Here is an 18,102-nt window from a genome sequence, read left to right as displayed (position 1 = left end):
AGTCTGGTGACGCGGTGGCCGCTCGTCCACCATGCCTCTCATGCGTATCGATTCCGGTGCGCCTTACGCTCGCGGTGAGGCATGGTTCGTTTCTTCTTTCTGGCGGCAGGGCTGTCCTGCCTGGGGGGCTGCACCGGGGCCGGCAAGAGTCCGGCTGCAGCGTCATGGGAAACCTCGCGGCAGGCTGCCCAAGGCTTCCGCTTCGACTGGCAGTTGTCCGGCGATCCCGCTGTTGCACCGATGCAGGTATTCGACGACGGCAAGGAAACCTGGCTGCAGTTCGCGCCGGGCCAGCCGCTGCCGGCGATTTTCGGCATAGGTAGCGACGGCGAACGCGCCTTGCCTTACTTAAGGCGCGACCCCTATGTCGTGCTGGCCGGAGGGTGGAGCGGCCTGCTGTTTCGCGGCGGGCGGCTGACCGCCCGCGCGCAGCGCCTGCCGGCGGTTGCCGATGCCAGAACGGCGGCCGGGGCAGGGACCCGGCCGCCAGATGAGCCAGCGCCGCTGGCGCCCGTCGCGGCGGCGCAACGCATCGGCCCGGCGAGGCCGGCCGAGTCGGCGCCGCCCGCCATCGGTGCGTTGCAGGCCGCCGGCCCCTTGGCAGGCCCGGCGCCAGCCGTTGGGGGCGCATCGGCGTCGGCAGCCGCGCCGCAGCCGGTCTACCGCGCGGCGCCGCCGGACGCCACGCTGCGGGCCGTTCTCGCGCGCTGGGCAGACCTGGCGGGTTGGACCTTCCAGCCGCAGCACTGGGCCGTTGACGTGGACATTCCCCTGTCGGCCACGGCCGAGTTCTCCGGCGATTTCAAATCGGCCGTGCGCGAACTGCTGGGCGCCACGGAACTCGCTGAAAAGCCGCTGCAGCCATGCTTCTACGGCAATCGGGTGTTGCGCGTGGTGCCGTTGGCGCAGTCCTGCACGCGCATGGCCGCACCAAGAGGAGCCGCGGCATGATGCGCAGACTGTTCTTGTGCGTGGCTGCCTGCGGCGTCTTGGGCGGCTGCGCGGTGTCGCAGCAGGTTGCCGATCAGCGTCGTGCCGCGCACACGCGGCAGGCCAAGGTGGCCGACATTCACCAGACCTTTGCCGAAGGGCTGTCGGACCGCGCCGCGCGCGTCGCGGCCCAGGATGTCGCCGCGCCCTGGCTTGCCGGCAAGCCGCAGCCGCTGGCGCGAGAAGTGGCGCTGCCGCCCGCATTGCGGGAGAACGTAAGAACCACCTTGATACTGGCCGACGACGCCGACCTGCCGATGCTGGCCCAGCGCCTGACCGCGGCCACCGGCATTGCGGTGCGGGTGCGGCCGGACGCCTTGCTGCCGCTGGAAATGTTCTTGCCCCGGCTGGCCGTCAACGGCGCCTTGTCGGTTCCAGCGCCGGCCAGCCTGGAGATCCGCGCTGGCGGGCAGCCGCTGGCCGATTTGCTGGATACGCTGGCTGCGCGTTTCTCGGTGCATTGGCGCTACGAACATAACGCGCTCGAGTTCTACCGCACCGAGACCCGCGTGTTCGATTTGCGCGCCTTGTCGCTGACCAGCAAAGTGGATGTGCGCCTTGGCCGCGAGGGCAGCCCGGAGGGCGAAGGCTTTGAAAGCACCTCCAACACATCCTTGTCGGCGGGACAGCACGACGCGATGGCGGTCCTGCGCGCCAACGTCGCGCCGTTCCTGACGCGTTCCGGCGTGGTCGCGGAAGCGGTGGAGGGCGCCACCTCGATCGTCGTCACGGATACGCCCGAGGCGCTGGAGCGCGTCGCCCGCTACCTCGAACGCGAGAACAAGGCGCTGACCCGCCGGGTGCGGCTGGTGTTCGAGGAAATCACGGTCGTCGCCAACGACGCCGTTTCAGGCGGCATCGACTGGAACATCATCTACGCGGCGGCGGGAGCGGCGGCGCGGCTGGCGCTGCCCGGCGCCGCATCGGGCGGGGGCAGCCTGGACGCTTCCATGGCCAGGGGTCCATTCCAAGGCTCGCAGGCCATCATCTCCGCGCTCAGCACGATGGGCGCCGTCGTGCGGCACAACAAGGTTCCCATCCTGACCTTGAACCGTCGTCCGGTTACTCATGCGGTAAGAACTACGTTCAGCTACATCGACCGGGTGCAGAGCACTGCGGTCCCCGGTACTACGGCGGGGGGCGCAAACGGTTCGCTGCCCGCAGTGTCCATAAGCCAAAAGGAAGAAACGGTAGGTTCGTTCCTGACGCTGTTGCCGGACATCCAGGAGGACGGTCAGATCCTGTTGTCGCTCGCCTATGACAACGCGGTCGCCCAACCCTTGAAGACCATCACGTTCGGCGAACGCGGCAATCAGGTGCAGGTCCAGCAGGTCACGATCGACGGCAACGGCACGGTGCAGCAGGTCGAGCTGCGTCCCGGTCAGCCCATCATCGTTTCCGGTTTCGACCGCAGCCAGGAACAGCATGACCGCCAACGGCTCGCGCCGGGGCTGCCGCTCATCGCGGGCGGCCTGGACAGCGCCGCATCGGAACGCATGACGACCCTGGTGCTGGTGACCGCCCAGGTCGAGGAAGGGTACTAGGCATGGAACGCCTTCCTCCCACCTTGTTGCTTGATGTCCCCGACACCGGCCGCACCTTGGCCTTCGGCCTGCGCTGGTTCGCCCTCATCGGTTCCAATATTCCCGCGCTGGCCCGCTCGCGAGGGCGCCGCTTGCGGGCCAGTCACTATGTCGTGGGCGGGGCGCCGGCCATGGTGGCGGGCTATGGCCGTGTGCGTACGTCGTGGCGCAGCGGCGCGCGGGCGGGGCGGCGCAGACATGGGCACATCCAGGCCGCCGCCCAGTTGTACGCCCTGTTGTACCCGGATGGAGGCCACAGCCTGATCCGCTTGCCCAGTGGCGGCCATTGGCTGGTGGCGGTGCAGCGCGGCACCGTGCTGTCGCTGGCGGACAGGGTGTTCGCCACGCTCGACGAGGCCTTGCGCGAGCAGGCGCTGTTGCGCGCCCAGCGGCCTGCATTGCCGGCGCAGGCCGCCGATGAAGCCTGGGCCTTGCTGATGCAGGCGGCGGACCCGGCTGCCCGCCTGGTCGCGTTGTCCTCGCGCTGGGCCGAACTGCCGCTCGCATTCCGTCTGTTTCTGGCCTGCGCGGGGCTTGCCGCCATTGCTCCGCCGTTATGGGAGCGCGTGATCGCGCCATGGTCGGGCCGCGACTCGTCCAGTCATGCCGGTCCAGAAGATATTCCCTCGCAGCCGGATCCGACTCTGACCCTGCTGCGAAACACGGTGGTCCACGCCCCCGCCGAGGTCACCCGCTTGCTGGACGGCTTGGGCAGGCTGCCCATCCAAGTGCGCGGTTGGGCGCTGAGCCGCGCGCGCTGCCTGGCCGTGGAGCAGGCTTGGAATTGCTCGGCGGTCTATGTCCGTGCCCACCCGCTGGCCGCTAACGACGTTCTGCATGCGCTGCGGCCCGCTGGCTGGCAGGTGACATTCCAGCCGCTGGAAGAAGCCACGCTGTCATGGCGCATGGGGTCCTCGCCGGTGACGCTGGCGGACCTGGTCCTGCCCACTGCGCTGCAGGTCGATACCGGGCTGATCGCCGCGTTGCAGCGCATGCGGGCGGCTTTTACTTCCGTGATCCTTGCGTCGGCGTTGCCGCTGTCCTTGCCGCCACAGCCCCAGCCCGCCGCTGGTCAGGCCGGCGCCATGATTGCGGCGCGGCCCGCCATTCGCAGCCGCGCCATCACGTTGCGGGGGCCGTTGCGTTCCTTCGTGTTGCTGGATGGCGCCGTCGCGGCGGCCAGATGGTCCCGCCTGTCGCTGGACCTCCAGGCGCAACCCAGGCCCACGCTGGTTTCCAGCACGCTGGTCGCCGAACTACAGGGAGAACTTTATGAACAGGAATAGGGGCGCCGTTGCGCATCCGAATGCCGCGGCAGGATTCATCGGACGTTTGCTCTTGTCGGCCGCCTTGGTGCCGGCCGCTCATGGCCAACCATCACAGCAAGGCGCCGAGGAGCCGCGGCCCTGGCCAGAGACGGAAACCGTGCGCGCCTTGCTGCGCGCGGACGCCGCGGCCGCCTTGGCGGACTGCCGGGTCCCCGGCCTGTGCCATCCGGGACCCGAGCCCGCGACACAGGCGGCGCCGCCCGCCAGGGCATCCGACAACATCCGGGTGATGGCCATCTTCGGCCTCGCGCGGCGCTTGAGCGCCGATATTGCCGTCAATGGCGCCGTGCTGCGCTATCAGGCGGGCAGGGGAGAACCCGTCGCGGGAGGCGCCGACGCCCGCGCCTACCAGTTGCTGGCCATCGACGACAGCTGCGTGAGGCTGCGTCGCGGCGATACCGAACGCACCGCCTGCGTTGATGCGGGCAGGGGCCAGCCATGACGGTGCATGCTTTGCAATCCGTCGCGGTCCAGCCCGTCGTGGCGTATCCCACCGCGGCAACTTGGGAACCGCCCCAGCTTCAGACACCCGCAGACATCGCCCGCCTGCAACCCGCATTGGTGCGGCCGCTTGGTCGCGATTTCGACCTCGCGGCGCTCGCCGGCAGGTTGTGCCCCGTGCTGCTCGAAAGCGGCGAGGTCGCGGTGTTCGCGGTAAAGGACTACACGCTGGGCGACCAGATCGACGAAGTCGAGCGCATGGTGCAGGCGCAGGGTTACCGGCTGGCGCAAGTGCCGCGCTACCAATTGCCCGCGCCGCTGCTGCTGATGATCGCCCGCGGGCAGTTGGCGGCGCCTGGGCTGGCTGGCCGCGGCAAGGATCGGCGGGAGGAGCGGGTCTCGGCCCTGGCCGCGCTGTTCCTGGACATCGTGCGCTGGGGCGTGGGCCAGGGGGCGAGCGACGTGCACATCAACGTCAACCGTCGGCGTGAATCCTGCGAGATCCGCTACACCATCGGCGGGGAATACGTCGCCACGGAACGCTTTGCAGGCTTGTCCAACGCGACGCTGCTGGAGGTCCTGGCGGTGGCCTGGATGGATGTCAGGGGAGGCAACGGCGCGGTGTTCGACCCGGCGCTGGAGCAGCAAGGACGCATCGGGCTGGACATCGATGGCGTATCCATCGTGCTGCGCTGGGCTTCGCTGGCCACCGATGCCGGGCCTTCGGTCTGCCTGCGCATCTTGCGGCTGGACGCGACCGCCAACGCCGACCTGCTCGCGCTGGGCTATCTGCCCGCACAGGTCGAAATCCTTGCCCGGGCGCGCGAGCGCGAAGGTGGGGCCATCGTGTTGGCGGGCGTGGTCGGTTCCGGCAAATCGACCACCATCGCGACGCTGATGCGTGGCATCGCTGCCACCCGCAAGGCCATCACCCTGGAAGATCCGGTCGAGTACATCATCGACAATGCCTTGCAGAACACACTGAGCGGCGCTCTGGCCGAATCGGCCTGGCCGGCGTTCGATGCCAAGCTCAAGACCATCAAGCGCTCGGCGATGAACGATCTGCTCATCGGCGAGATCCGGGACATCGATACCGGCCGCGCGTTCATGGACCTGGCAGGTTCTGGCGTCAGCCTGTACACCACCACCCACGCCGCTGGCGCCGTGCTGATACCCGAACGCCTGGCGTCGGACGCGATCGGCGTGTCGCGCGATTTTCTGGCCACGCCCGGCATTCTCAAGCTCTTGGTCTACCAGACCTTGCTGCCGCGCCTGTGCAGCCATTGCTCGCTGCCCGTGGACAGTCTTTGGTCGAGATCCGCCGGGGGTGGCAAGCGCCCCGATTGGCGGGCATGGTTGAAACGGATGCAGCAGGAGTTCCTGCTGGATTCCACCACGCTCAGGGTCAGGAATGCGGCGGGTTGCAGCGCTTGCAGACGGGCGCAATTGCCTGAATTGAACGGCATCGCGGGCCGCAGCGTGGCGGCTGAAATGCTCGAACCCGAGCGCATCGAGGGCTTTCTCGAGCGCGTGCGTGCGCGCGACAACGTGGGGCTCAAGCGCCAGGCCGAGGCCGCCGGGCCCGTTGCCTGGCGCAGCGATGCCACGCGCGGCGCGCTGGCGCGGGACTGCGCCCTGTACAAGGTCAGCCGCGGAGAAGTCGATCCCCGGGCTCTGTTGCGCCGCTTCGATGTTCCCGCGGCCTTGCCCGTGCCGGGCGCCGGATCCGGCGGGGGCAGCCATGGCTAGACCGCTGTCGCTGCGTACTTTCTGGAGCGAGTCGTCTGGCCGATCCCTGTGGCTGCGCCTGGACGCATTGCGCTTTCGGGCAGGACGCGCAGACTACTACGAGTATCTGGCGGACCTGGTCGAAGGAACCCAAGGCCGCAAGAACCTGCGCGACGTCTTCGAGGATGACGCGCGCCGTCATGGCGAGGATACCGTGCGCGGCCGGCTGTCGAGGCATTGGGCGGCCATGTACCTGGAGGCCGGCGGCGATCTGGGCGCAGCCTGGACGGACACGCTGCCATCCAGCGAATGCCTGTTGCTTAGCTGCGTGCAGGAAGAGGGCGGCGATCTGTCCGCCGCGTTGCGCGATGTGGCGCGGGCCGCTCGTCTGGCCGCGGATGCGTGGCTGGCGCTGGTTTCGGCGGCGGCCGCCGGCGTCGCGGCCGCCGCCGTCGCAATCGCCTTGCTATGCGCCATCCCTTTTTTCAGCGCCCCTCGTTTGCAGCAGGTGTTCCAGGCCGTTCCGGTGGAAGACTACGGCCGCCTGACCCGCGCGCTGTTTGCGCTGGCCCAGGGCCTGAGGCAATGGCTGGCCCTGTGGCTGGTATTGCTGCTGGGTCTGGCCTTGTTGAGCTTGTGGTCGCTGCCCCGCTATATCGGAGCCCTGCGGCCGCGGCTGGACCGCTGGCTGTTGTGGCGGCTCTACCGGGATTTCCACGCCATCCGCTTTCTTGCACTGCTGGCCGTGCTGGTCAGGCAGCATGGCGCGGCCGACACCCGCCTGCGGCGCGCGCTGGCCGTGCAGGCCCGGGATGCCGCGCCCTGGATGCATGCGCATCTGCAGGACATGCTGGGACGGATAGACGGCGGCCAGACCGGTCCGGAGATCTTCGGCACAGGCCTGCTCGATGCGGACACCTGGTGGTACATGGCCGACATGATGGATGCCCTGGGCATGGAGGCCGGGCTTGCGCAGGTGCGGCTGCGCATCGAGTCGCGCCTGCTGGCGCGGGTGCGTCGGCAGGCATCGGCGTTGCGCTGGTCGCTGCTGCTCTCATCCCTGGCCGCCGTGCTCGGCATCACGCTCTGGCATTACGGCGTGATCGACGAACTGCGCCATGCGCTGACCAATTTTTATGCCAGCCAATAGTGGCTACGTCAGGCAAGCGGCGCTTGGCAGCCCGCTCGCCTTATCTCACGAGGAAAGCAACCATGCACCATGTTCATGCAGTCCAATTCCGAGCAAGCCGGCAGCTCGGCTTTTCGTTGATGGAAGTGTCCATTGTCACCGCCATCGTTCTGTTGATCGCGATCGTCGGCATTCCGGCCATCGGCGCCTACGTGATTGAGAACAAGGTTCCCAAGGTAGGCGAGGAATTGCAGCGTTTCATCGCCAGCATGAAGACCAATGCGCAAGGCGGCGGGGTCACGCCCTACGCGGGCCTGGACACAGGCGCCATGGCCAATGCCCTGCGGGAATCCAGCGTCCTGGCCGTCGACGGGACTGGGGGCGCGGCGCGCATCGCCCATGGCCTGGGCGGCAGCGGCGTCGGAGGCAACGGGGTGGTCGAGGTCGCGGCCGCCTCGTTCGGCAGCGCGGGGCAGGGTTCAGCATTCTCCATCAAGCTGAGCAATGTCAGCCAGGCCGCATGTCCGTCGCTGGCCTCGGTGCTGCAGCGGATGTCGGAGACCATCTCGATCGGTGGCGGGGGAGGCGGCCTCAGGATCGTGAAGGATGCGTTCGCAACGCCCAGCGTGCCTTACCGCGCGGCCTTGGCTCAGGCCCAGTGCAGTCCGGGCGACGTCAATACCTTTGTGTTCGTCGCAAAATGAGGGGGCTCGCGCGTGTCATGACTGCTCGGTCGCGTGCCGCCGCGGCGCGGCTGCCTCAGCTCGGATTCTCTTTGCCGGGTCTGGTGGTGGCGCTGGCCTTGAGCGCCATGGCGGCCATCTGGGCGTCTGGCCAGGTGGTGCAGCGGATCGAGGACGCCGCAGCCCGCGCCACCGGCGCATGGATGACGCAGATCCGCCTGGCGGTAGTCGAGTTGCTGGCGCGGCATGCCGCAGTCCTCGCCAAGGGGGAGGCACCTCGCAGCGAAAAGGGGGACCCGCTGTTCGCGGACCCGCTCGCGCCCACCGTGGGCGAACTGCGCGGCGTGGGGCTGTTGCCTGCCGATTTTCCCGACCGTTCCGCCATGGGCTTCGCCGCGCAAATCAGGATTGTCAGGCCGCAGGCGTGCCCCGGTGAACGCTGCCGGGTGGATGGGCTGCTCTATAGCGACACGCCGTTGGTGAAAACGGGGACGCAATCGCCGGATCTGACCGGCATCGCCGCCGTGATCGAGGCCGCCGGTGGTTATGGCGGGGCGGTGTGGCCGGCGTCGCCGGGCCTGGTGCGCGGCGCGGCCTTCAGTTTCGCCAATCCCCTGGCGTCTGGCGGGCCGGCCTACGCGCCGGGTACGCTCGCCCTGTGGGCGGGAGCCGGGGCTGGCGGGCTGGATCCGGACCGCTACGTCAGGATCCGGGATACGCGCGATCCGCAGCTGCAGGGGGATCTGAGCGTTGCATCCTCGGCGCAGGTGGGTTCCTACCTCAAGGTCGGCGCGCGTGCTAGCGCGGGGCAGCAATGCGGCTTTGCGAACGGCACCATGGCCACCTCGGAGCAGGGAGAGCTGCTGACGTGCCAATCCCAGATGTGGGGACCGGCAAGCGGTGGTTTCGGCGGGGCTTACAGCGTCAACTACCCGCTGGGTTGCTACCATTTCAGCGGCACCTCCACTGCGAATCCTCGGACTGGCGCGTGCTCGTGTCCTGCCGGCTACCAGGCCGTGATTGTTTCCGCCGGCGGCAAATGGACCGAGATGGAAGGCTGGACCACGGGCTACGTCTGCGTGCGCTGAGGCTGCCGCGAGGCCTCTTTTCCTGGGATGCCCGCCAACCCTCTATAATCAAAGATTCGCCTAAATTCTGCTTCGCCCACGATGAAATCCTCCGAGATTCGCCAGCAGTTTCTGCAATTCTTCAAGTCCAAGGGACACACCATTGTTCCCTCGTCGTCGCTCGTCCCGGGCAACGACCCGACCTTGCTCTTCACCAATTCGGGCATGGTCCAGTTCAAGGACGTCTTCACGGGCAAGGAATCGCGGTCCTATACGCGTGCCACCTCGTCGCAGCGCAGCGTGCGCGCCGGCGGCAAGCACAACGACCTGGAGAACGTGGGCTATACGGCCCGCCACCATACGTTCTTCGAAATGCTGGGCAATTTCAGCTTCGGCGACTATTTCAAGCGCGACGCCATCCAGTACGCCTGGGAGCTGCTGACGCAGGTCTACAAGCTGCCCGCCGAGAAGCTCTGGGTCACGGTCTACCAGGAAGACGACGAAGCCTACGACATCTGGGCCAAGGAAGTCGGCGTGCCGGCCGAGCGCATCATCCGCATCGGTGACAACAAGGGCGCGCGCTACGCGTCGGACAACTTCTGGCAGATGGCCGACACCGGTCCTTGCGGCCCGTGCTCGGAAATCTTCTATGACCACGGTCCCGAGATCTGGGGCGGCCCCCCGGGATCGCCCGAGGAAGACGGCGACCGCTACATCGAGATCTGGAACCTGGTGTTCATGCAGTTCGAACGCGATGCCGCCGGCAACATGCCGCGCCTGCCGCGTCCCTGTGTCGATACCGGCATGGGCCTGGAGCGCATCGCAGCCGTGCTGCAAGACGTGCATTCCAACTACGAAATCGATCTGTTCCAGCACCTGATCGCCGCCGCCGCGCGCGAAACCGGCATCAAGAACCTGGAAGACAACTCGCTCAAGGTCATCGCCGACCATATCCGCGCCTGCTCGTTCCTGATCGTCGACGGCGTGATCCCCAGCAACGAAGGCCGCGGCTACGTGCTGCGCCGCATCGTCCGCCGCGCGCTGCGCCACGGCTACAAGCTGGGCCAGACCAAGCCGTTCTTCCACCGCCTGGTGCCGGACCTGGTCGCCGAAATGGGCGAGGCCTATCCGGAACTGGCCGCCACGGCCGACCGCGTCGCCCAGGTGCTCAAGCAGGAAGAAGAGCGCTTTGGCGAAACGCTGGAACACGGCATGCGCATTCTGGATTCCGCCCTGGCCAACGTGCCCAAGGGCGGCCAACTGGACGGCACGACCCTGTTCACGCTGTACGACACCTACGGGTTCCCGGTGGACCTGACGGCCGACATTTGCCGCGAACGCGAACTGGACGTGGACATGGCCGGCTTCGAGGTCGCCATGGAACGCCAGCGCGACCAGGCTCGCGCCGCCGGCAAGTTCAAGATGGCCGAAGGCCTGAGCTATGAAGGCGCGGACACGCGCTTCGAAGGCTACGAAAAACTGGAGCTGGCTGGCGTCAAGGTCACGGCCCTGTACGTGGACGGCACGCAGGTCCAGCAGGTCAAGGCAGGCCAGAGCGCGGTCGTCGTGCTGGACGCCACTCCGTTCTACGCCGAGTCGGGCGGCCAGGTCGGCGATACCGGTCTGCTGGAAGCCGACGGCGTGCGTTTCGCCGTGGCCGATACCCTGAAGATCCAGGCCGGCGTCTTCGGCCACCACGGCGAGCTGGAGTCCGGCACGCTGTCCGTGGGCGACACGCTGCTTGCGCGCGTGGACGCGGTCCGCCGCGCCCGCACGGTGCGCAACCACTCGGCTACCCACCTGATGCACAAGGCGCTGCGCCAGGTGCTGGGCGCGCACGTGCAGCAGCGCGGCTCGCTGGTGGATCCCGACAAGACCCGCTTCGATTTCGCCCAGGATGCGCCGCTGACGGCAGAGCAGATCGTTCGCGTCGAAGCCATCGTCAACGCCGAGATCCTGGCCAACCAGCCCACCGTGGCCCAGGTCATGGCCTACGACGACGCCGTCAAGGGCGGCGCCATGGCGCTGTTCGGCGAAAAATACGGCGATACCGTCCGCGTGCTCGACATCGGTTTCTCGCGCGAACTCTGCGGCGGCACGCACGTCAGCCGCACGGGCGACATCGGCCTGTTCAAGATCGTGTCCGAAGGCGGCGTGGCCGCGGGCGTGCGCCGCATCGAAGCCATCACCGGCGACAACGCGCTGGTCTGGGTGCAGAACCAGAACGCCTTGCTGACCCAGGTTGCGGGCATGCTGCGCAGCACGCCGGCGGATCTGCCGGCGCGCATCGCGCAGGTGCAGGAACAGGTCAAGAGCCTCGAAAAGGATCTGGAACAGTCGCGCAACAAGCTTGCCGCCAGCGCCGGCAACGACCTGGCGACCAGCGCCGCGGTTGAGGTCAAGGGCATCAAGGTCCTGGCCGCCAGCATCGGCGACGTGGATCCCAAGGCCTTGCGCGGCATGGTCGACAATCTGAAGGACCGTCTGAAGCCCGCAGTCGTGCTGCTGGCCACGGGTTCGGCCGACGGCAAGATCAGCGTGGTGGGCGGTGTCACCGCCGACCTGACCAACCGCGTCAAGGCAGGCGACCTGGTCGGCTTCGTCGCGGCCCAGGTGGGCGGCAAGGGCGGCGGCCGTCCCGACATGGCCATGGGCGGCGGCACGGACCTGGCAGCCTTGCCCGCGGCGATCGCCAGCGTGCAGAAATGGGTGGACGAGCGTCTGTGATGAGCGGGGGGGATACCGGTCTTGATGGCGGCGCGCAGGCGCCGTCCTTCGAGCAGGAAGTCGATGCCAGCGGCCTGACCTGCCCTTTGCCTATCCTGCGCGCCAAGAAGGCGCTGGCGCAGATGGCCAGCGGCGAGGTGCTGCGCGTCATCACCACGGACCGCAACGCGATCCGTGACTTCCAGGCGTTCGCCCGCCAGACCGGCAATGTGCTGGTCGCGCAACAAGAGATTGACGGCCGCGGCGTGCATTTCCTGCGGCGGCGCTGACCGGCCTGCCGGCCGTGCACGGAATGCAGAAGGGCCCGCCACAAGGCGGGCCCTTCTGTTTGTATGGTGCTGTCCGTTATTTGCGGATGGCTGCGGCGACCGCCCGGGTGATAGTGAAATCCACGAGATCGCCTTCCTTCAATTGCTGCAGGCGCGCTTGCAGGGCGGGATCCTGCACCTGGATGGTGCGCTTGCCGCCTTGCGGACCTTTCAAGGTAACCAGATTGGCGCTCTTGTTGATGTGCCAAATCTCGGCAGTGATGGTGGTCTGGCGTCCGACCGCGCCGGCTGGCATGGCTCCCTTGGCGCTGCGGGTGGTTGCGGTTTCGGTCTTGACCTCAGGAATGCCGGACCCGGCCGGGCGCACGTCCACCGCCACCGACTCGTAGTAGTCGAGCGTCAGCGTGTCGCCGGGCTTGATCTGCTGGAAGTTGCGGATGTTGGGGCCGGCCTGGATGTCCACGTTATTGCCGTTTTCGCCCTGCAGCGTGATGGTTCGGGTGGCGGGGTCCACCGCAGTGACCTTGCCGGTGGCGGTCGTCAGGGCGGCGCCGACGACACGGGCCGAGGCCGCGAGCGGCATGGCCAGCGTACCCGCCAGCAAGCCCGCCAGGGCCAGGCGCGCAACAGGGGTGAAGACTGATTTCTGGTTCTTCATGGTGGTGCACCCTCCGGTTAGAGGAAGTTGGGGGAAAATCGTTGAAAAAAGCAGAGTCGGGCGGCGGTCGGGCCGCCGTCAGGAGGATGGCTTGAAGCAGGTGCGGTGGCGGCGCCGTGGACAGGCGGCAGGGAGGATCGAAGCGCGGGGCCTTGCGTAGGTCGACATAAAACCGATCTCCTCAATCGGGTTATTTCTTCACACGCACTGAGTTCTTACGCACTAAGACAGGCACGGGAGGGGGAGGGCGGCTACACTTCGAACTGCGGCGCGGGCCCCGGCCCGTATTTGGTGTTTGTAGAATACCCGGATGTGGTGTTTTAGGATACAAATCGCGCCGTTACGCACAATTCAGCACGGCCATTTGCCAGCAGGCTTGTTTAAGTGCTAGAATTTCCCGTTTTTCACAACTAATTCAAGGGATTACCTATGGTGGTGATTCGCCTGGCCCGCGGTGGGTCCAAGAAGCGTCCGTTTTACAACCTGGTGGCCACCGATTCGCGTAACCGTCGCGACGGCCGTTTCATCGAGCGCGTGGGTTTCTACAACCCCGTAGCCAGCGAAGGCTCGGAAAACCTGCGCATTGCGCTGGACCGCGTGCAGCACTGGACCGGCAACGGCGCCCAACTGTCGCCCGCTGTCGAGCGCCTGGTCAAAGAGTACTCGGCCAAGGTTTCCGCCGCGGCTTAATTGCCTGCGTCGCATACCTGGCTCTACGCTTTAACAGCTGCCATTCATAGCTGCTTCATAGTTACCAAGAGCACGATACATGCCTGATGCCGCAACCTCCAACGCGGCGCCGACGGATTTGATCGAGCTGGGCCGCATCAGTGCGGCCTACGGTGTGAAAGGCTGGGTCAAGGTGCAGCCACATTCGGCCAATGCCGAAGTGCTGCTCTCAGCATCTCAATGGTGGTTGACTCGCCCTGTGCCTGAATTGGCGCGGGGCGTTGTCGCGTCTGCGCCTGTCGCATACAAGGTCGTGCAAGCCCGTTCGCAAGGGGCCACCGTGGTGGCTCAGCTGGCGGGCATTGCGGATCGCGATCAGGCCGAAGCCCTGCGCGGTTGTTCCGTGCAGGCGCCGCGGGGATCCTTCCCCGCGCCCGAGGAAGACGAATACTACTGGGTCGATCTCATTGGTTGCGCGCTGTACACCAGCGCCAACGGTGAGCCAGCGCTGCTGGGCGTGGTCGACGAGGTCCTCGATAACGGCGCCCATGCCGTTCTGAGGGTCTTGTGCCAAAAGGCTGGGGCTGAAGGCCCCGAGCCCGTCCTGAACGCCAAGGGCCGGCCCGCCGAAATGCTTGTTCCGTTCGTGCGCGCGCACATACACGCCGTCGATCTGGCCGCTCGTCGCATAGACAGCGACTGGCCGGCGGATATTTGATGCGTATAGACGTCGTTACGCTCTTTCCCGAAATGTTCGGGGTGGTGCGGGACCTGGGTGTCACCGGCCGGGCGCATGCCCAGGGCCGGTGGTCCCTGCATGCCTGGAATCCCCGCGATTTCACGCACGACGTGCACCGTACCGTGGACGATCGCCCCTACGGCGGCGGCCCCGGCATGGTGATGATGGCGGGCCCTCTGGAAGCCGCCGTCAATGCCGCCCAGGAAGCGCGCGCCGCGCTGGGCCTGGGCCGCGCCCCTGTCGCGCTGCTGGCTCCGGTCGGCCGGCGCTACGATCAGGCGGGCGCCGAATCCCTGGCTGCAAGCGAGGGTCTGATCCTCATTTGCGGCCGCTACGAAGGCGTGGACCAGCGTTTCATTGCGCGCTGCGTCACGCAGGAAATCTCGCTGGGCGATTTCGTGCTGTCGGGCGGCGAGATCGCCGCGCTCGCCGTGATCGACGCCGCCGTGCGGCTGTTGCCCGGCGTGCTCAACGATGGCGAATCCGCGCTGCAGGACTCATTCAACGACGCGTTGTCGGGCCTGCTGGACAGTCCGCACTACACGCGGCCCGAGGTCTATGAGGGCGAGTCTGTGCCAGCGCCCCTGCTTAGCGGGCATCACGCGAACATCTCCCGCTGGCGGCGTGAGCGTTCGCTCGAGCTGACTGTTACCCGGCGTCCCGAGCTGATCGAGGCTGCCCGCGAAAAAGGGGTGTTGACCCTGGCCGATGAGCGCTATCTGGCCGAGCTGGCGGGTACTCCTTTGCCCGAGCCGGCCAAGCGGCGCCGGCCGTCCCGGCCCAAGCCGCCCAAGGCTTCCTGAAACTTCTTTGACCGCATGTTTGCCGGCGATCCCTGCGCCGGGCATGTCTTGCCGTGACAGGCAAACAAAAACCCCGGAACAGCGTCCGGGGTTTTTTTGCTTTCAGCTCAGCGATTGGGTTCAGTTGCCCAGTTTGGTGCGCTGTTCGCGTACCTTTTCCAGCGTCTCGCCGAATTGCGCCATGCGCGCCTTTTCCTGTTCGACCACGGCGGCCGGCGCGCGTTCGACGAAGCTGGCGTTCGACAGCTTGCCGTTGGCCTTGGCGATCTCGCCTTCCAGGCGCGCGATTTCCTTGTCCAGGCGCACGCGTTCCGCCGCCACGTCGACTTCGACGTGCAGCATCAGGCGGCTTGCGCCCACGACCTGGACCGGCGCGCCGGCGTCGGGCAGGGCGTCGAGCACGTCGACCTGGCTCAGCTTGGCCAGGGCGGCCAGGTATGGCGCGTTGCGGGTCAGGGTGGGCGCATCGCCCTGGGCGCACAGCGGGACCTTCTGGGCGGGCGACAGGTTCATCTCGCCGCGTAGTGCGCGCACGGCTTCGACCTGGGCTTTCAGTTCGGCGACGTCGGCTTCGGCGGCAGTGTCGACCGCGGCGGGGTTGGCCTGCGGGTAGGGCTGGACGCTGACGCTGTCAGCGACGCCTTCCTTGCGCTTGCCGGCCACCAGCGACACCTTTTGCCACAGCTCTTCCGTGATGAACGGAATGATCGGGTGCGCCAGGCGCAGCACGCCTTCCAGCACGCGGATCAGCGTGCGGCGCGTGCCCAGCTGCTGGGCCGGCGTGCCGGTCTGGATCTGGACCTTGGCCAGTTCCAGATACCAGTCGCAGTACTCGTCCCACACGTAGCGGTAGAGCGAATTGGCGACATTATCGAAGCGGTAGTCGGCAAAGCCGCGCGCCACGTCGGCCTCCAGCGCCTGCAGCTGGCTGACGATCCAGCGGTCCACGAAGGATGTTTCGCCAGTTTCCGGGCCGGTCAGGTCGTGGCCTTCGGTGTTCATCAGCACGAAGCGCGTGGCGTTCCACAGCTTGTTGCAGAAGTTGCGGTAGCCCTCGCAGCGTTTCAGGTCGAAGTTGATGTTGCGGCCCAGCGTGGCGTAGGCGGCCATGGTGAAGCGCAGCGCGTCGGTGCCGAAGGCCGGGATGCCGTCCGGGTACTGGCGGCGCGTGGCTTTCTCGATGGCGCCGGCCTGCTTGGGATTCATCAGGCCGTAGGTGCGCTTGACCACCAGTCCGTCCAGGTCGATGCCGTCGATCAGGTCGACCGGATCCAGCGTATTGCCCTTGGACTTGCTCATCTTCTGGCCGTCCGCGTCGCGGATCAGGCCGTGCACGTAGACGTGCTTGAACGGGATCTGGCCGGTCAGGTGGGTGGTCAGCATGACCATGCGGGCCACCCAGAAGAAAATGATGTCAAAGCCCGTGACCAGCACGCTGGACGGCAGGTAGCGCTGCAAGTCCGGCGTGTTTTCCGGCCAGCCCAGCGTGGTGAAGGGCACCAGGCCCGACGAGAACCAGGTGTCCAGCACGTCCGGGTCGCGCTTGAGTTCGCCGGTCACGCCGGCCGCGCGGGCCTGGGCCGTGGCGTCGGCTTCGTCGTGCGCCACGAAGATCTGGCCGTCCTCGGAGTACCAAGCGGGAATCTGATGGCCCCACCAGAGCTGGCGCGAAATGCACCAGTCCTGGATGTTGTTGAGCCACTGGTTGTAGATGGTGGTCCAGTTGTCCGGGTAGAACTGGATGCGGCCGTCGGCCACCACTTCCAGTGCGACCTCGGTAATGCTCTTGCCCGGGTTCAGCGTGCCTTCGGGTGCGGGCTTGCTCATCGCCACGAACCACTGGTCCGTCAGCATCGGCTCCAGCACGACGCCGGTGCGGTCGCCCTTGGGCTGCATCATCTTGTGCGGCTCGACCTTGACCAGATAGCCCTCGGCTTCCAGCTGCGCCACCACGGCCTTGCGGGCCTGGTAGCGTTCCATGCCCTGGAACTGCTTGGGGCCGTTCTCGTTGATGTGGGCGTCCAGCGTGAAGATCACGATCAGGGGCAGATCGTGGCGCATCGCGCAGGCATAGTCGTTGAAGTCGTGGGCGCCGGTGATCTTCACGCAGCCCGTGCCGAAGTCCGGGTCGACGAAATCATCCGCGATGATGGGGATGTTGCGGTCGCACAGCGGCAGCTCCACTTCCTTGCCGACCAGGTGCTTGTAGCGCGGGTCCTCGGGGTGCACGCACAGCGCGCCGTCGGCCAGCATGGTTTCCGGGCGGGTGGTGGCGATGGTCAGGCCGCGCAGCGTGACCGTCTGGCCGTCCTTGTCGACGATGGTTTGCGGGCCGTCGACGAAGGGGTAGAGGATGTGCCACATGTGGCCGTCGGTTTCCTCGGACTGGACTTCCAGGTCGGATACGGCGGTCAGCAGCTTCGGGTCCCAGTTGACCAGGCGCTTGCCGCGGTAGATCAGTCCCTGTTTATGCAGGCGCACGAAGGTTTCCACCACGCCGCGCGACATGCGGTCGTCCATGGTGAAATATTCGCGCGGCCAGTCGGCCGAGGCGCCCAGGCGGCGGACCTGGCCGGTAATGGCGTTGCCGGACTTTTCCTTCCATTCCCACACCTTTTCCACGAATTTTTCGCGGCCCAGGTCGTGGCGGGAAACCTTCTCGGCGTCCAGTTGTCTTTCAACCACGATCTGCGTGGCGATGCCGGCGTGGTCGGTGCCCGGGATGAATACGGTGTCGTCGCCCAGCATCCGGTGGTAGCGCACCAGGCCGTCCATGATGGTCTGGTTGAAGGCGTGGCCCATGTGCAGGGTGCCCGTCACGTTGGGAGGCGGGAGCTGGATGACGTAGGGCTGGCTTTCGGTCCCCGTTTTTACATGCTGGCCCGCCTGGAAGTACCCGCGCTTGTCCCACTCGGCGTACCAGCGGGATTCCAGTTCGGAGGGTTCGAAGCTCTTGGAGAGTTCCTGGGTGTCGCTCGCGGCATTCGCGGCGTTCGGGGGAGCAGCTTGAGTCATTGCAGGGTTCCGGCAAACAGGGGCGCCCGGGCTAGGGGTGCGGGCGGCAAACCGCACATTTTAAGATGTATTGCGGTCTTCTCAGCGTGTTAGAATACCGGGTTACTGTAAACCTTTTAGAAGTCCCTGAATTCATTGAGGATTCCGGGTGAGTCCGACAGGTAGGCAGTGTCGAATCCCTGCCTTGGTCCAGTGGTTCGGGACGGCCCGAAACATGCATTCGTTTCGGACCGCCCGTGCGCCAACGGCGCGATGACGCTTCAAGGGTGATAC

15 protein-coding genes are annotated in these 18,102 nt (G+C 66.7%); 13 read left to right on the top strand and 2 right to left on the bottom strand.

The annotated features are described in order from the left end of the window. Positions 1 to 81: 81 nt before the first annotated feature. The 10 genes from FOC84_RS02150 to FOC84_RS02105 all read left to right on the top strand — a co-directional run bounded on the left by FOC84_RS02150 (position 82) and on the right by FOC84_RS02105 (position 11,945). Positions 82 to 951 (top strand): TcpQ domain-containing protein, encoded by an 870-nt coding sequence (locus FOC84_RS02150; RefSeq protein WP_173142984.1) that lies wholly within the window; start codon positions 82 to 84, stop codon positions 949 to 951. Continuing rightward, positions 948 to 2,534, top strand: a complete 1,587-nt coding sequence (locus FOC84_RS02145) for a hypothetical protein (RefSeq protein WP_173142983.1) — start codon at positions 948 to 950, stop codon at positions 2,532 to 2,534. The genes FOC84_RS02150 and FOC84_RS02145 overlap by 4 nt, the downstream gene beginning before the upstream one ends. 2 nt (positions 2,535 to 2,536) lie before the next feature. Beyond that, complete coding sequence (locus FOC84_RS02140) at positions 2,537 to 3,859, top strand: hypothetical protein (protein ID WP_254241894.1); 1,323 nt, start codon at positions 2,537 to 2,539, stop codon at positions 3,857 to 3,859. Beyond that, a complete protein-coding gene (locus FOC84_RS02135; protein WP_173142982.1) occupies positions 3,846 to 4,343 on the top strand; it encodes a hypothetical protein in 498 nt (165 codons plus the stop codon). The genes FOC84_RS02140 and FOC84_RS02135 overlap by 14 nt, the downstream gene beginning before the upstream one ends. Continuing rightward, positions 4,340 to 6,091: an ATPase, T2SS/T4P/T4SS family gene (locus FOC84_RS02130; RefSeq protein ID WP_173142981.1), complete on the top strand. Its 1,752-nt coding sequence runs from the start codon at positions 4,340 to 4,342 to the stop codon at positions 6,089 to 6,091. The genes FOC84_RS02135 and FOC84_RS02130 overlap by 4 nt, the downstream gene beginning before the upstream one ends. Next, on the top strand, positions 6,084 to 7,220 hold the full coding sequence (locus tag FOC84_RS02125; RefSeq protein ID WP_173142980.1) for a general secretion pathway protein: 1,137 nt from the start codon (positions 6,084 to 6,086) through the stop codon (positions 7,218 to 7,220). Before FOC84_RS02130 ends, FOC84_RS02125 begins: the two co-directional genes overlap by 8 nt. Before the next feature lie 62 nt (positions 7,221 to 7,282). Then, on the top strand, positions 7,283 to 7,903 hold the full coding sequence (locus FOC84_RS02120; protein ID WP_173142979.1) for a type 4 pilus major pilin: 621 nt from the start codon (positions 7,283 to 7,285) through the stop codon (positions 7,901 to 7,903). A 17-nt stretch (positions 7,904 to 7,920) separates the two neighbouring features. Continuing rightward, positions 7,921 to 8,970, top strand: a complete 1,050-nt coding sequence (locus FOC84_RS02115; protein WP_173142978.1) for a prepilin — start codon at positions 7,921 to 7,923, stop codon at positions 8,968 to 8,970. Between the two features lie 81 nt (positions 8,971 to 9,051). Further along, on the top strand, positions 9,052 to 11,676 hold the full coding sequence (gene alaS / locus FOC84_RS02110) for an alanine--tRNA ligase (protein WP_173142977.1): 2,625 nt from the start codon (positions 9,052 to 9,054) through the stop codon (positions 11,674 to 11,676). Then, positions 11,676 to 11,945, top strand: coding sequence for a sulfurtransferase TusA family protein (locus FOC84_RS02105; RefSeq protein ID WP_173142976.1), 270 nt, complete (start codon positions 11,676 to 11,678; stop codon positions 11,943 to 11,945). The genes alaS and FOC84_RS02105 overlap by 1 nt, the downstream gene beginning before the upstream one ends. 76 nt (positions 11,946 to 12,021) lie before the next feature. On the opposite strand, the gene FOC84_RS02100 is transcribed toward FOC84_RS02105, so the two are convergent. Then, complete coding sequence (locus FOC84_RS02100; protein ID WP_173142975.1) at positions 12,022 to 12,603, bottom strand: hypothetical protein; 582 nt, start codon at positions 12,601 to 12,603, stop codon at positions 12,022 to 12,024. A gap of 429 nt (positions 12,604 to 13,032) precedes the next feature. On the opposite strand from FOC84_RS02100, the gene rpsP reads away from it, so the two are divergent. From rpsP to trmD, 3 genes are all read left to right on the top strand, one after another. Beyond that, entirely contained in the window at positions 13,033 to 13,293 is a 261-nt protein-coding gene (rpsP, locus tag FOC84_RS02095; protein ID WP_173142974.1) for a 30S ribosomal protein S16, read from the top strand. Positions 13,294 to 13,372: 79 nt separating this feature from the next. Further along, complete coding sequence (gene rimM / locus FOC84_RS02090) at positions 13,373 to 13,990, top strand: ribosome maturation factor RimM (RefSeq protein WP_173142973.1); 618 nt, start codon at positions 13,373 to 13,375, stop codon at positions 13,988 to 13,990. Continuing rightward, on the top strand, positions 13,990 to 14,814 hold the full coding sequence (gene trmD, locus FOC84_RS02085; RefSeq protein ID WP_173142972.1) for a tRNA (guanosine(37)-N1)-methyltransferase TrmD: 825 nt from the start codon (positions 13,990 to 13,992) through the stop codon (positions 14,812 to 14,814). The genes rimM and trmD overlap by 1 nt, the downstream gene beginning before the upstream one ends. A gap of 120 nt (positions 14,815 to 14,934) precedes the next feature. Here trmD and FOC84_RS02080 read toward each other — a convergent pair whose 3' ends face one another. Beyond that, entirely contained in the window at positions 14,935 to 17,829 is a 2,895-nt protein-coding gene (locus tag FOC84_RS02080) for a valine--tRNA ligase (RefSeq protein WP_173142971.1), read from the bottom strand. Positions 17,830 to 18,102: the final 273 nt, after the last annotated feature.

This window comes from Achromobacter pestifer, from assembly GCF_013267355.1.
GTDB classification, from domain to species: Bacteria; Pseudomonadota; Gammaproteobacteria; order Burkholderiales; family Burkholderiaceae_B; genus Achromobacter; species Achromobacter pestifer_A.
This window is presented reverse-complemented; position numbering and strand designations above follow the sequence as displayed.